The following is a 15,785-nucleotide window of genomic DNA, read 5'->3' as shown; positions in this document are numbered from 1 at the left end:
TTTGAACTCAATGAATAAAATAGCCTCAAAAATAATTGATAATTTACCTGATGTCATCAAAAATGTCGCTGACTGGACAAAGAATAATTTTGATGAAAATGCTCAAGAAGTATTAGACAATTCTACTGGTACTGCTGGAATAATAATTAAGTTGTTTGGTAAAACTCTGATAGATAAATACTTTGATAAACTTGAAAAAAATAAGCTCAAAGATTTTGGAGAAAAAGTATATCTTAAGTCAGCCTTTATTCAAGCAAATAATTCAATTGAAAAAATTGAAGATGATTTAACTAGCTCCTTAACTACCAATGATTTTTCTTTGATTTATGAATCCGTAGTAGACGGAGAAATTAAAACGTTTCATTCTTCCAATGTTCTACTAATATTTCAACCCGAATATCATCCATCTATAAACTTTGTAAAAAATAATTATGTAAGTATTCTTAAGAAACTTGGTACTAAAACAAGTGTAATTAATAAGTTTCTTTTAGATTTTAACTTAAATATCAGCTCTGAAGTTGAAAAAACATTCGGTAAAAGTTATGAGGAGCATTTAAAACAAATTTCTGAATATGCATTAGAAAAAAACGAGACTAAATTACTTTGGGATACCTCAAAATTAGGAGTAATAGGATTTACTTCTGATGAAAATCTAAAATATGAGCAAACATATGGCATATGGCAAGATGTAAATACATTCAAAAGTTTTGAAAGCGAGAATGAGAATTTATATGAAGAAAATGATGAAGAAAAAGAAAAAAAATTATTTCCTGTATTAGAATTGATTGAAGAATATTTTAAAATCAATTCAGAAAACAACCTCGACAAAATTTTATTTATAGTGGCAGATTTTGGTAAAGGTAAATCGGTTTTTCTTAAACATTATGCTTCTGAACTTGCTAAAAAATACATTAACACTAGAGAGGGCGAATTTCCAATCTATTTTAATCTGCGAAACTTTCATAATTATTCACACAATACAAAACTTGGTGTAATAGAGGATTATTTATTAACTGACTATGCAATTGATATTGAATCAGACAAATTTGCTAAAAAGAAATATGTGTTTTTAATAGATTCATTAGATGAAAGTGGTGAGTTAAATAAAGTTAGTATTGAAAAAGTTATTAACTCTATTCAACAGATACAAAACATTGACAAACAAAAATATAGGACTAATGAAATTTTAATCACTACAAGACCTTTTGACGATGGTTTAGACCAACATTTAAAATGTCATAAACCCAAAACCAGATTAAATAAAGCAAAAAGAGAAATTCCTCAATTTATTTCGATATATGGTTTCAAAAAAAATCAGTTCAATGATTGGCTAAATTCCTCAATAAAAAATGCACCTAGAATCGATATATCAAAAACGAGTGGAATTATAAATAAAATATTAACAGCTGTTTATGAAGATGGAGAATATGACATTTACAAAGCATTAGTTGAAAATAAAACATTGTCAAAAAGTGAATTGAGAAGACCCATTTTTGCTTATATGATTTATCAACTAATCTTGAATAATGTAAATTTTCTTGAGGTTGGTAAAATAGGAGTTTATTTATCATTTCTAAATCTTCTTTCGAAAGACGCAAAGCATATTAACGATCCTAGCTATAACGTAAACTTAAGTGAAGAATTTGAGTATCGAAATTTGCTTCATTCAATATCAGCATTATGGATGTTTGAAAGACATCAAGGTAAGCAAGGTTCATTAAAAAAAGCTGACATATGTAGAGTTCTTGATGGAGATAATCGCCACGAATCTGACAATGAAATATTAGAACGCTATAAAAACAAAAATGTTACTGAAATTGAATTTTTATCTCATTCATATTTTGGTGAGAATGATAATAAATTACATTTTCAACATCAATCCTTTGCAGAGATACTCTTGGCGGAGTATTATTTAAAAGTATTTATTAAATATTCATTAGACAAAGATTTCAATATTGCAGAAGCCAGAGCAAAACTTCTTCTGGGTTTTCCAACTGAACAAACAATAAGATTTTTAATTGACCTATTAATTTTATTAAAGGATTCAACCAATGATACAAAAGCTTCAGAAACAATTGAAAAAAGAAAACTCCTGTTTCCATTATTAGCTACATTGGCTACAGAAAAAAACAATAACCTATTTTGCAATAGCTTATACTACGAGTGGTTTAACAAATACCCTATAAAACCAGATGAAACGGAATATCCGATAGAACTAATTGAAGATTGGGCTTTTAATAAATCTAAAATTGATAAGATTCTTAACTTATGTAAAGAAGTTATAAACTCCAATAACACTTACCTACTTACAAAAAGTGATTTAAAATCATCGTTATACGACAATGAATTAACGTTAATCCAGAATGCCTCAATTAATGAATTACCTCTTGATTTTGATAAATGGATAGCTTTACTAGTTGGTAACAAACTTTGTAATGACTTAAGCGATGTTAACAAACCTATATTATTTAATAAAGAGTATAGTATAAACCCTAAGAAATTATTTGATTTAATAATTCAATCTACCAATAGAAGAATAAATGAGAATAATATTCCCGAATGGGGTAGAAATTTATTTAAAGGAATTGATATGAGTCAAATTAACGAACCTACTTCTTTATATGCCGTTTTGAATCATCTAGATTTCTCATTTAGCTACCTTAAGAACATTGATTTTAGTGGTTGTTTATTAGGCGATACTAAGTTTAATCATATAACTTTAGTCGATGTGAATTTTTCACATAGTTATATGTGGAGCACTAGCTTCAAGAACATAAATCTCATTGAAAATTGTAGATGTAGGAATGCAGTTATTTCGGGTTTACTTATTCCTTTTAATTTAATGCCAAATAAAAGAAAAGAAATTAGAAAGAATGTAATGTTTAATAACATTAAAATCCCAAACATCCCTGATAATAAAAAGGGTAAATTTGAATTCAGCTATTTTAGAAATGTTACACTGATTACAATTGAACTATTTGCGTATTTCTATGCTAAAAAGGATATTTCAATTAGAAAAATAAATGAGCTTATTAAATTTCAAGCACCAGAAATGAAAAAAGAATATTTGAATGAAATAAAAACTATTGCCAACAAAGAACTGAGGTAAAAACCAAGTTTTTTCTACATTAAATTTGAGACATAAATGATCCACGCTAAAACCTGTATCATCAGATCTTAACTGTTTCATTTTTTGTTTTTTCTTGACCTATACTTTTGCTAAAACAGACACATGGTTTTCATCGTAGGGTAAACCTGATTTAGCAATAGCAAAGGCTTGTTTTAAAAGCTTATTGGCCACGGCGATCAAAGCAAGTTTCTTGCTCTTGCCCTTGGCTACAATACGATCATAAAGAGCCTTACACGCCCTATTGTGCTTGCAAGCATTGAAGGCACACAAAAACAGAAGATTCCGGAGCTTCTGGTTACCTACTTTACTAATCCTGCTTTTGCCTCTTACACTACTCCCTGATTCACGGATCGTTGGGGTAATTCCTACATAACTACAGAGTTCTGATGCCTTCTCAAACTTAGTGAAGCCATCGGTAATCACTACTAAAAATAAAGCAGTCTTGATTCCTATTCCAGGGATACTGGTAAGTAAACTCAGTTGCTGTTGCTGCTCCTGTTTGACAAGCGCAAGTAGACGCTCTTCAATACCCTTGACCTCTTTGTTTAAATGCTTGAGATCTCGCTGTAAAGACCTATAAACATATTTAGAGGGAATACCCAATGATTCTTCTCCGTGAAGTTTATTCTTGGTAGCCGTACGCTTCTTAAGATAACTATCCATAAGTCTGAAGAGTTGCAAGCATTCTGCCTGTACCTCTGTAAGAGAATTATACAGTGGAACTTCAATGGACAACCCATAATGACAGATAGCCTTGGCATCGCTTTTATCTGTCTTTACTTTGGCCAGTTTCATCTGGAGAAAACGCTTGACTGACAAAGGGTTTACTACCGATACCGGTATACTGCTTTTGTAAAGAAACTGTGCAAGTCGATAGTGGTAATAACCTGTGGCTTCCATCACTACAAGACTATCTTGAGATAATGACTTTAGAAATAAATTAAAGCCGGAAGTGTCATTCTTAAATTGAGAATAACCACAAACACTACCATTAACATCAAAGACATCCTTACTGATGTCAACTCCAAAAGTTTCTTTATATTTATTCATAAGAACTGATTTATGAAAGAGCATACTACCTTTTGCACAACAACTTGAAAACGAGGTCTGGCCTCATAGAACTGAACGTGTTTGAAGTAGTTAAAGAGAGGGGATTATCATTGTTGACGAAGTCTAACGCTTCCACGTATATCTTAACCTTAATCCTCTCTTTGTTCTTTCTGATTTATACTATAAAATTAATGAGAATCAAACTTAAGACGTGTATAATTAATTGCTGGTTCTGTGTGTACTCGGAAAATCCTAGCAGATTTGCCTCTGGTTCGTTTTCTTTTATTAATTTAGTTGCTAGCCATCGCAACTAACCATACACGAACACGTTACCCAAAATAGCTCAAGACAAAACTGGCCGAAAAAAATTTAGAATCAAAATTGGTTAAATTCAGAGTAAATTATTTTAGAAATTCAAGAAATAATCAAGCAGTAAAATCGCGCGCTATAAAACCTTTGAATCAAAATTCTAACTTAAAAGGATTAGCAACTTCGCGGACAAATAATTAGAAAGATATAAATAAAATTATAAAAATCTGCGCGGTAATTTTTGGTATTTAAAGCATTGCGAAAGACCAGTTTTAAAATAAGTTCAATTTAAAATTTAAACTTAAAAAGCTAATGTTGTGCGGAACCAATCGCTCTTAAAATTAAATTAGAAAAATTCAACTTAAAATTTCATCGCAACGCTGGAGAAACTTCAAATTGTAGAATTCTATCATCAATTTTGAAGCTCAAATCCTTCTCTCCCACTCTGAAAAATTTAAAAAGTAAAATCACATCAAAACAAATATTCGATAAATCTGAAAACAATTCTAAAAAAGGATAAGAACAAAAAACAAATCAAAGCGTATCGCTACATTGGGTAACATCGGTTATAATTCATTGCGGCGGAATTTTCTGCCGAAAATTCCAGGAATATTTGCTAAATTACAGCCGTAACGAAAAGTCCTGGCGGACTTTTCCGCAACAAATCATAACCGGAGCCGTTGGCTGTAATGCGAATGAAAAAAAATCATTACATATTTTTAGTAATTTTAAACCTAATTATTGTTAGTTGTGATCCGCCACATTCTATTGATATAATTAACAACAGTAACTCTGACTTAAAAGTTAAATTTAAATTAGATACTTCGTTAAGTTATAACGAGTACTCAAGTTTTGAAAACTCAAACTCGGACTCTCTTATTTCAAATATTAAACCAAAGGATACTTTAAATTTATTTTTTGGAATCGGTACTTGGTCTGATAACGAGATAAGAAGAAATATAAAGTGTCTAAAAAGCCTAGAATTTGAAAATGAAGAATTGAAAACTATATATAAAACTAAAAATAAAATTTTCGAATTATATCGAACGAACCGAGAAAAAGGTCTTGGTTGGAAGACTCTTATTGAAATAAAAATTAACTGATGCAAAAAACACTATTTATTTTATTAGCGATTTTTTCCATTTGGACTAAATCTTATAGTCAAGGAGAACCTGAAAGAAATTATATTACTAAGATTATTTCTGATTTTAAAAAACAAGAAAAGATTTCCGAAAATCCTGTATTAGTTATAAATGAGACTATAATTGATAATAAAAAAATTGATTCTTTAAAACTGACAAAAGATGATATTATAACTCTGAGAATTTTCGAGAAAGGTCAAAATTCATTAATTGAAATTTACGGTAAAAATAGCAAAAATGGAATTATATTTATTGAACGAAAACCTTTAAACAAAGAATAAAGCACTACAGCCAACACCGTATAACAACAATTGCGGCTTTGTGTCCTGCGGACACAACCGCGCAAGCATAAAAGTCGGTAATTTTAGCTATCTTAGTTTCCAAACAATCCGCAACTGATTGTTATACAAAACCGTTACCCAAAATAGCTCAAGACAAAACTGACCGAAAAAAATTTAGAATCAAAATTGGTTAAATTCAGAGTAAATTATTTTAGAACTTCAAGAAATAATCAAGCAGTAAAATGGCGCGCTATAAACCCTTTGAATCAAAATTTTAACTTAAAAGGATTAGCAACTTCGCGGACAAATAATTAGAAAAATATAAGTAAAATTATCAAATCTGCGCGGTAATTTTCGGGATTTAAAGCATTACGGAAGACCAGTGTTAAAATAAGTTCGATTTAAAATTGAAACTTTTAAAAAAAAAGCTAATGTTGCGCGGAACCAATCGCTCTCAAAATTAAATTAGAAAAATTCAACTTAAAATTTCATCGCAACGCTTGAGAAACTTAAATTAGAGAATTCTATAATCAATTTTGATGCTCAAATCCTTCTCTCCCACTCCCGAAAACTTAAAAAGTCAAATTACATTTAAATTAATATTCGATAAATTCGAAAACATTTTAAAAAAGGATTGGAACAAAAAATAATCAAAGCGTGTCGCTACATTGGGTAACATCGGTTATAATTCATTGCGGCGGAATTTTCTACCGAAAATTCCAGGAATATTTGCTAAATTACAGCCGTGACCGAAAAGCCCTAGCGGACTTTTCCGCAACAAATCATAACCGGAGCCGTTAGGCAACATATGAAAAAAACATTCGGAATATTATTTACAATTTGCCTTTTGATGTTTAGTTGTACTAAATCAGCAGATAATACCGACCGCAAAAGTGACCTGTCGAATTATAACTTTAATGGACAAATAAAATCTGTAAAATCTGAACTTTTCGACCTAATTGTTGAGAAAGACACTTTTAAAATCGGAGAGAAAATAAATTCCCTTGCATTTGACCGAAATTCTTTGCTCGAATTTAATGAACTCGGAAATCTGACTTCAATAAAAGAGTTTCTTTACAATGGCAAAGTAATTAAAGAAGATATCTATACTTATGATAAAAATGGCTTATTAATTAAAAGAAAGGAAATTGACAATTATGGTAAAGGTTCCTTTTTAGACTTCGAATTTAAATATGATTCTAAAGACAGCTTGACTAGCGTTTTAATATCTAGCGATGGATTTAAGAGAACTCTAAAAATTGAGCGAGATAGTAATAATCGACCAAAAAGAAGAGAAACTATTCAAAATGACACAGTTCAACTGACTTACAGTGTAGAATATGACCAAAACGACAATTTGATTTCCGAAAGCCAATTTAGATATAAAAACATACCAGTAAAATTATTCGAAAGAAGTTTTAACAGTAAAAACTCAAAAGAAAAAGAAAAGATTATCGAATACAGAACTTGGGATACAATCATAGTAGAAAACGAATATCTTTATAACAATAACAATCAATTAGTTGTTGAGAAATTTAACGTAGAAAACGACTCAACTTTTGACGAAACAAAAAACAAATATCACAAAAACGGAAAACTAAAAGAATCAATTACAGTAATGGGAGAAAATGAATTCGCCATTACTGAAAAAAATTTATACAATGAAAATGGGGATTTAACTCAAAGAACAGTTAAAACCGATGACGGAAAAACTAACGATGTTTGGAGTTATGATTTTAAATATGATTCAGAAAATAATTGGATAGAAAAAAAAGAATTTAAAAACAATGAACCGTTGAGAATTGTAAAACGGACAATTGAATATTATAAATAAAATACGTTGCCTAACAATGGCTATAAGCAATTGCTAGTTCTCGCCTACTTCTGAAAATCCTCGCGGATTTTCAGTTTGGTGTGTACTTGCAAAGTTAAGGGCTAAACCACGCAACTACTCATAGCCGAGACCGTTAGCCAAAATAACTCCTGACATAAACACCTCCTGAAAACTGAGCTGACCGTAGAATAATCAAAATTCAATAAAAAGAAAGAATATTTTTAAACGGAAAAACTCGCTGATAAAACCGATCTGGCCGCAAAAAAAATTTATAATTAAAATTCGATAAAATCGGACTCTATTTTTAAAGACTTCAAGAATAAGAAACAAAATAAATAAAAGCTAATATTGGATAAAATTAACTGTTATTTTTAGAGAATAAAACTGACTTTAAGAGGACAAGCACGAGAAAAATTTCTGAAAATTTGAACTTTTAAATGAAATCTGAACTCTAGAATCATCACGCAGAACCAATCTCTCCCTAAATTTGAATTTAAAATTCAGCTAAAATTGAAAAGCAACACTGGAAAAACTTCAAATTTTAAAATTTCACTTTAAATTTTAAACTTCAAAACTCCTCTCCCACTCTGAAAATCATTAAAATTTAATCTAAGCCGATATTCGATAAATCTGATAATATTTTTTAAAAGAATAAGAACTAAAAACAAAATTTGGCGTGTCGTTACATTGGCTAACAACGTATAATAGCAATTGCGGCATTTTGTCCTGCGGACAAAACCGCGCAAGCATAATATTCAGTAATTTTAGCTATCTTAGTTTTAAGCAACCCGCAACTGACGATTATACGAAGCCGTTGGCAAATATTTGAAAATAAATAATGAATTTAAATATACCTGACAAATTTCATAAATTATTAGTTCTTTTAGGATTACTATTAGTAGGATATAGTTTTTTACAAACCGAAAAATCTCAAAAAAATTATTTTTCAAAAATTGATGAGTACAGAAAAATTAGTGATTCTGTTTCTATATTAGAACTCCAAATTCAGCATAATAGAGAACTTATCATTAATATAGCGGATAATTTATCTAAAACTTATAATGTCAAAAAAGTAATAAAGTATAATGATTCAGTAATATATTTTAATCGTATTTTAACTGGAAGTGAGAAAGAAAAAATAGTTAGCGACTCAATACAAAAGCTTTGGTTAAATTATAAAAAGGATAAATTTAATTTGACCTTATTAGATAAAAAATTATCCTCAGCTAATGAATATTTAAATGAGCAGAAAGATTTGAAAGAGTCTTACATTAAAAATTACTCATATTCGGGAATTATCGGTGGTATATTTTTCTTTTTAGGTATATTACTTTGGATGATTGACGGCGAAAGCAATTCTTCTGTTAGAAAAAAGCAACACGAAAAAATATATGGTTTTTGCCAAAGTTGCGGTGAAAACTTTTCTTCTATGAAAACTTATGGATCAAATAAAGATAAGTCATTCAATTATGCATTTTGTATAAAATGTTATAAAAAAGGTAAATTTAGAGAACCTGATTTAACAAAAGAAGAGGCAAAAAAAAGACTTTGTGATTCAAAAAAGCAAAAAAGTTGGTTAGTGAAAAAGTTATATAAAATTAGATTTTCCAGACTTGAAAGATGGAAATAAAACATTTGCCAACACCGTATATAACAAATAGCTAAGGTTTTTCTTAACCGGAAATTTTGGTATATTTGGTTAGTCGCCAAATCTTTTGATTTGGCTTTTTGAACTAAAATTAAAAATCAAAATGCAAAAGTTTTGGCTTGTCACGAATCGAAAATTAACTCCAATTTGCTCGCTACTTGCCATATACAATCTCGTTGTGCTTAATTTTCAAAATGAGTTATAAGAAAAACATATTACTACTTATCCTAATCTTTTTGTCTGTTAATACATTTGGACAAAAACTAAATGATTTTTACACATCATTCTCAGAAAATGGAATAAAACATAATTTGAATTTCGATGAAAATGGAATAGTTGAAATTGGAAGTATTCGTCGCCATATGTCACCATTTTACGACATTGTTGGAACTTACCACAAAAGAGGCGACTCTATTTATATAGAAATGGAAAAAATCAATTCTCTTGAATTATCAAAAGCGAAAAAATTTGGACTTGAGTCATTTAGTGAAATGAAATTAGTGCTTTATCAAAATGGTTCGGAATTAATTGACATAAAAAACCAAACTGTTTATGTAACATCAAAACGATTAAATAATAAAAAAATAAAACGGAAATCCATAGCTTTTATCGACAACCAAAAATATACTTATGAAAGAATTGTAACAGATGGTTATGGACTAATTAGAAGAGTACCAAGAAAAAACAAGAGATTTGATAAAGCATTAGCTGGGGTCCTGGAAAACCCAGAAAATTATGAAATAAAAGTAATTCGTGGATTAGCAGCTTATGAAAAGTACGGATTGATTGGAATAAATGGAGTTTCAATTATGAATAAAAAAAACTAAGCACAACAACGTATAACAACAATTGCGGCTTTGTGTCCTGCGGACACAACCGCGCAAGCATAAAAGTCGGAGATTTTAGCTATCTTAGTTTCCAAACAATCCGCAACTGATTGTTATACAAAAACGTTAGCCAAAATAACTCCTGACATAAACACCTCCTGAAAACTGAGCTGACCGTAGAATAATAAAAACTCAAAATTCAATAAAAAAAAGAATATTTTTAAAAGGAAAAACGGAAAAACTTGCTGATAAAACCGATCTGGCAGCAAAAAAATTATAATTAAAATTCGATAAAATCGGACTCTATTTTTAAAGACTTCAAGAATAAAAAACAAAATAAATAAAAGCTAATATTGGATAAAATTGACTGTTATTTTTAGAGAATAAAACTGACTTTAAGCGGACAAGCACGAGAAAAATTTCTGAAAATTTGAACTTTTAAATGAAATCTGAACTCTAGAATCTTCAGCGATACGAAAATCATCACGCAGAACCAATCTCTCCCTAAATTCGAATTTAAAATTCAGCTAAAATTGAAAAGCAACACTGGAAAAACTTCAAATTGTAAAATTTCGCTTTAAATTTTAAACTTCAAAACTCCTCTCCCACTCTGAAAACCATTAAAATTTAATCTAAGCCGATATTAGATAAATCTGATAACATTTTCTAAAAGAATAAGAACTAAAAACAAAATTTGGCGTGTCGTTACATTGGCTAACAACGTATAATAGCAATTGCGGCTTTGTGTCCTGCGGACACAACCGCGCAAGCATAAAAGTCGGAGATTTTAGCTATCTTAGTTTCCAAACAATCCGCAACTGATTGTTATACAAAAACGTTGGCAGTAATGTTTTACAGAAACTTATGAGATTAGAAGATTTAGAAAAAAGAGTTAATCAGTTGATCGAATTAGCCGATAAGGTTCTAAAATCAAGACATAATAAATATCCTGAATTATTAAACTCAGAGATGTTTTTTGAGTATCGAACTTCTTCACTTTCATTTACTAAAAGTGTCGTTGGTGAAAATCATCCTTATTATCAAGAATTTGATTATCTAGTAAAAGACATTGAACATTCCGATGCAGAAGAAGGACGTGGAGTTTTAAAATCGATAAAAAAAGAAATTTGAAGAAGGGTATTTGATAACCATAAAAGGAATTATTTCAGCAGAAATTTTTACTGATTTTTTAGAAATGGCAGAACATCTTTTAGAAGAGAATTATAAAGATCCTGCTGCTGTAATGATTGGAAGTGTCCTAGAAGAACATCTTAAACAATTATGTCAAAAAGAATCGATAGAAACTTTTATTATTAAAAACGACAAAAAAATTCCGAAAAAAGCCGATAGATTAAACTCTGAATTAGCCTCTAATAATTGTTATAACAAACTAGATCAAAAATCCATCACAAGTTGGTTAGATTTAAGAAATAAAGCTGCTCACGGGCATTACAGTGAATATTCAATTGAACAAGTAAACTTAATGTATCAAGGAGTTTTAAATTTTATATCAAGAAACTCGTTATAAAACACTACAGCCAACACCGTGTAACGCAAATGGCGGGTTTTTCGACGAAATTCGATATTTTAGAGACCAATTAAAAAACAACTAAGCTGACAAGTCCGCTTCCCTAATCCGCGCCACTTGTCGTTACACAAGACAGTTGCCAAAAATAGCTCCGAAACCAAGTCAGAAGTTTTAATCATTGAATTTACTGAAACTTATCAATCTTTCGGGAAAAGCAGAAATGAAAAAACGGAATGGCTAAAAGTAACGTAAGCAATACGCGGACTTAAACTCACTCGAATAGAAAAAGAAAAAGGATGAATTGTTGCGGATAAAATTTTATCAGCACTACTCTATTTTCTAATCTTTGCGGATTAAAGTCCAATTTATAATTCATTTTCAAAATAATAATTTAATCTAAAAGGACTAAAAAGCTCAGGGACGATAAACAGGAATCGCTTAGCAGTTCGTAATCAGCAGAACGTGTCGCTACATTAGGCAACAACGTATACCAGCAATTGCGGGTTTGTGTCCTGCGGACACAATATCGAATGCGTAAAATTCGTGGATTTTTTCTATCTTAGTTTTCTAAACACCGCAACTGACGGGTATACAATACCGTTGGCAACCATAGATATGAATATTCGAAGATATTTAGAAAATCTTTCACCTGAAGAGATAGAAAAAAACAATTTGGAACATATTGAAGAAACTGATAAAATCTTCGAAGAATTCCAAGATGCTTATTCTAAATCTTGTTGTTCTTTATGTGGAAATAAAATAGATAAATTCATTTCTGACGAACATTGCTTTCATTGGTTTACAATACCGAATGGAATAAGAAAAAAGGATTTTAAAGAATATTTATCTAATCCTATAGGATATTTCAAATTAGAAAGTTATTTCAGATGGATGGCTACAATCGAAAAACCTTTAGCTAACATCAACGACTTGCCAGAAGAGAATTCAAGTAAACTTAAAGAAATAACAATACGATGGAAAAATTTAGAATGGTCTTTAAATTATGGAGAAACTGATTTAAACGGTCATCAAAATTCAAAAAATGCTGATTTTCCTCATTTTCATATTCAGGTTCTTTTGGATGGCAGACCATTTATCAGATTTAATGATTTTCACGTTCCATTTTCAAAAGAAGATCTTTTTACCTTTAAAATGATGAAGGAGGCTGGAGATTTAGTAAACTTTAATGAAGGCATAGGTAGAGGAATGTCGGCAATAAAGGATCCAAAATACTTAGAAGAATTAGATAAAGCAATGAAAATAGCTTATGATGAAAGTAAAGCCACTTTTGACACTTCTTCTATGATTAGTTTACCTGACGGTAAAAAAATGCCAGGAAAAATTTTACAGGAAGCATTCAAAGAAAGTAGAGAAACAGGTACACCAATTAGGCATATAATCCATAAATATTTACCAGATGCTAATATATATACTGAGATAAATCCAGGTAAAGGAGTTCCAGATATCAAAGGAAGGAATAAGCGATAATCTACGGATTGCCAACAATGCGTATAGCCAATTGCGGCTAATTACTTATTCGATATTCAATGTTTTTAGCTATATTTATTTTTAAGTGAGCAACACCTTGCAAACCAATCCACAACTGGCCATACTCAAAACCGTTGTGCCCAATTAAAAAATTCCGTTTCGATTTAAATTCATAAATAAATGATTGTATCTTTGATAATATCAAATGATAGTATCAAAATGAATCCTCCTTACGAAATAACTCCAGAAATTTTAAAACTAATAACTTCAATCTCAGAAAAAATTGGAGAAATTAATGCTACATATCTTAACAAACCTTCTCCTAAGTTAAGAAAGCAGAACAAAATAAAAACAATTCATTCTTCATTAAAAATAGAAGGAAACAGTTTGACAGAAGAACAAATAACTGCTCTTCTTGAAAAGAAAAGAGTTATCGGACCAAAAAAAGATGTTCTAGAAGTTTTAAACGCAATAGAAATCTATGAAAATTTAAATCAGTATAATCCAAATAGTGAAAAATCATTTTTAAAAGCACATCAACATTTGATGAAAAACTTAATTGATGATGCCGGAAAATACAGAAAACAAGGAGTTGGAATTGTAAAAGGCTCAAAAGTAGAACATTTAGCTCCACCATTTGAAAACGTAGCTTTTCTAATGAAAGATCTTTTCAAATATTTAAAAAATTCAGAAGAAATCGAATTAATTAAAAGTTGCGTCTTTCATTATGAGATGGAGTTTATTCATCCATTTTTAGATGGTAATGGCAGGATGGGAAGATTATGGCAGACTTTAATTTTAATGGAAAAATATCCAATCTTTGAGTTTTTACCATTTGAAACGATGATCAGTAATGACCAAGAAAAGTATTATAAAGCATTAGCTCAAAGTGATAAATCGGGAAAATCAACTAAGTTTATAGAATATATGCTAAACGTTATTGATGCCTCAATCAATAAATTATTAGACTTTAATAATCGAACCTTAACTGAAAATGATAGACTGGAATATTTTATTTCATTAAATAAAAATGAGTTTTCTAGAAAAGACTATATGGATATCTTTAAAGATATTTCTTCCTCTACTGCAAGTAGGGATTTAAAAAGAGGATTAGAATTAAACTTTTTCGAGAAACTCGGAGAAAAAAATAAAACGAAGTACAAAATAATAACTGGGCACAACAAAGAACTGAGGTAAAAACCAAGTTTTTCTACATTAAATTTGAGACATAAATGATCCACGCTAAAACCTGTATCATCAGATCTTAACTGTTTCATTTTTTGTTTTTTCTTGACCTATACTTTTGCTAAAACAGACACATGGTTTTCATCGTAGGGTAAACCTGATTTAGCAATAGCAAAGGCTTGTTTTAAAAGCTTATTGGCCACGGCGATCAAAGCAAGTTTCTTGCTCTTGCCCTTGGCTACAATACGATCATAAAGAGCCTTACACGCCCTATTGTGCTTGCAAGCATTGAAGGCACACAAAAACAGAAGATTCCGGAGCTTCTGGTTACCTACTTTACTAATCCTGCTTTTGCCTCTTACACTACTCCCTGATTCACGGATCGTTGGGGTAATTCCTACATAACTACAGAGTTCTGATGCCTTCTCAAACTTAGTGAAGCCATCGGTAATCACTACTAAAAATAAAGCAGTCTTGATTCCTATTCCAGGGATACTGGTAAGTAAACTCAGTTGCTGTTGCTGCTCCTGTTTGACAAGCGCAAGTAGACGCTCTTCAATACCCTTGACCTCTTTGTTTAAATGCTTGAGATCTCGCTGTAAAGACCTATAAACATATTTAGAGGGAATACCCAATGATTCTTCTCCGTGAAGTTTATTCTTGGTAGCCGTACGCTTCTTAAGATAACTATCCATAAGTCTGAAGAGTTGCAAGCATTCTGCCTGTACCTCTGTAAGAGAATTATACAGTGGAACTTCAATGGACAACCCATAATGACAGATAGCCTTGGCATCGCTTTTATCTGTCTTTACTTTGGCCAGTTTCATCTGGAGAAAACGCTTGACTGACAAAGGGTTTACTACCGATACCGGTATACTGCTTTTGTAAAGAAACTGTGCAAGTCGATAGTGGTAATAACCTGTGGCTTCCATCACTACAAGGCTATCTTGAGATAATGACTTTAGAAATAAATTAAAGCCGGAAGTGTCATTCTTAAATTGAGAATAACCACAAACACTACCATTAACATCAAAGACATCCTTACTGATGTCAACTCCAAAAGTTTCTTTATATTTATTCATAAGAACTGATTTATGAAAGAGCATACTACCTTTTGCACAACAACTTGAAAACGAGGTCTGGCCTCATAGAACTGAACGTGTTTGAAGTAGTTAAAGAGAGGGGATTATCATTGTTGACGAAGTCTAACGCTTCCACGTATATCTTAACCTTAATCCTCTCTTTGTTCTTTCTGATTTATACTATAAAATTAATGAGAATCAAACTTAAGACGTATAACAACAATTGCGGCTTTGTATTCTGCGGACACAACAGCGCAAGCATAAAAGTCAGGGATTTTAGC

11 protein-coding genes are annotated in these 15,785 nt (G+C 30.7%); 9 read left to right on the top strand and 2 right to left on the bottom strand.

Annotated elements, in window-relative coordinates; translation table 11 throughout:
- Positions 1-10: 10 nt before the first annotated feature.
- Complete coding sequence (locus PBT89_RS07740) at positions 11-3,109, top strand: NACHT domain-containing protein (protein WP_270064138.1); 3,099 nt, start codon at positions 11-13, stop codon at positions 3,107-3,109.
- 99 nt (positions 3,110-3,208) lie between these two features.
- On the opposite strand, the gene PBT89_RS07735 is transcribed toward PBT89_RS07740, so the two are convergent.
- The gene (locus tag PBT89_RS07735; RefSeq protein ID WP_270064036.1) at positions 3,209-4,180 is read right to left on the bottom strand and encodes an IS110 family transposase; all 972 of its coding nucleotides are present in this window, start codon (positions 4,178-4,180) and stop codon (positions 3,209-3,211) included.
- 1,411 nt (positions 4,181-5,591) lie between these two features.
- Here PBT89_RS07735 and PBT89_RS07730 point away from each other — a divergent pair.
- From PBT89_RS07730 to PBT89_RS07695, 8 genes are all read left to right on the top strand, one after another.
- A complete protein-coding gene (locus PBT89_RS07730; protein WP_270064137.1) occupies positions 5,592-5,912 on the top strand; it encodes a hypothetical protein in 321 nt (106 codons plus the stop codon).
- Positions 5,913-6,720: 808 nt separating this feature from the next.
- The gene (locus PBT89_RS07725; RefSeq protein WP_270064136.1) at positions 6,721-7,746 is read left to right on the top strand and encodes a hypothetical protein; all 1,026 of its coding nucleotides are present in this window, start codon (positions 6,721-6,723) and stop codon (positions 7,744-7,746) included.
- Between the two features lie 838 nt (positions 7,747-8,584).
- Positions 8,585-9,376 (top strand): zinc ribbon domain-containing protein, encoded by a 792-nt coding sequence (locus tag PBT89_RS07720; protein WP_270064135.1) that lies wholly within the window; start codon positions 8,585-8,587, stop codon positions 9,374-9,376.
- Between the two features lie 212 nt (positions 9,377-9,588).
- Entirely contained in the window at positions 9,589-10,221 is a 633-nt protein-coding gene (locus PBT89_RS07715; protein ID WP_270064134.1) for a hypothetical protein, read from the top strand.
- A gap of 864 nt (positions 10,222-11,085) precedes the next feature.
- Positions 11,086-11,352, top strand: a complete 267-nt coding sequence (locus tag PBT89_RS07710) for a hypothetical protein (RefSeq protein WP_270064133.1) — start codon at positions 11,086-11,088, stop codon at positions 11,350-11,352.
- Positions 11,353-11,416: 64 nt separating this feature from the next.
- Positions 11,417-11,749, top strand: coding sequence for a HEPN domain-containing protein (locus tag PBT89_RS07705; RefSeq protein ID WP_270064132.1), 333 nt, complete (start codon positions 11,417-11,419; stop codon positions 11,747-11,749).
- 615 nt (positions 11,750-12,364) lie between these two features.
- Entirely contained in the window at positions 12,365-13,237 is an 873-nt protein-coding gene (locus tag PBT89_RS07700) for a hypothetical protein (protein ID WP_270064131.1), read from the top strand.
- Positions 13,238-13,456: 219 nt separating this feature from the next.
- On the top strand, positions 13,457-14,434 hold the full coding sequence (locus PBT89_RS07695) for a Fic family protein (protein ID WP_270064130.1): 978 nt from the start codon (positions 13,457-13,459) through the stop codon (positions 14,432-14,434).
- A 98-nt stretch (positions 14,435-14,532) separates the two neighbouring features.
- Here the strand turns inward: PBT89_RS07695 and PBT89_RS07690 are convergent, their stop codons facing one another.
- On the bottom strand, positions 14,533-15,504 hold the full coding sequence (locus PBT89_RS07690) for an IS110 family transposase (RefSeq protein ID WP_270064036.1): 972 nt from the start codon (positions 15,502-15,504) through the stop codon (positions 14,533-14,535).
- Positions 15,505-15,785 lie beyond the last annotated feature (281 nt).

Origin of the sequence: Zunongwangia sp. HRR-M8 (genome assembly GCF_027594405.1) — a bacterium.
In the GTDB taxonomy this organism is placed as follows: Bacteria; Bacteroidota; Bacteroidia; order Flavobacteriales; family Flavobacteriaceae; genus Zunongwangia.
This window is presented reverse-complemented; position numbering and strand designations above follow the sequence as displayed.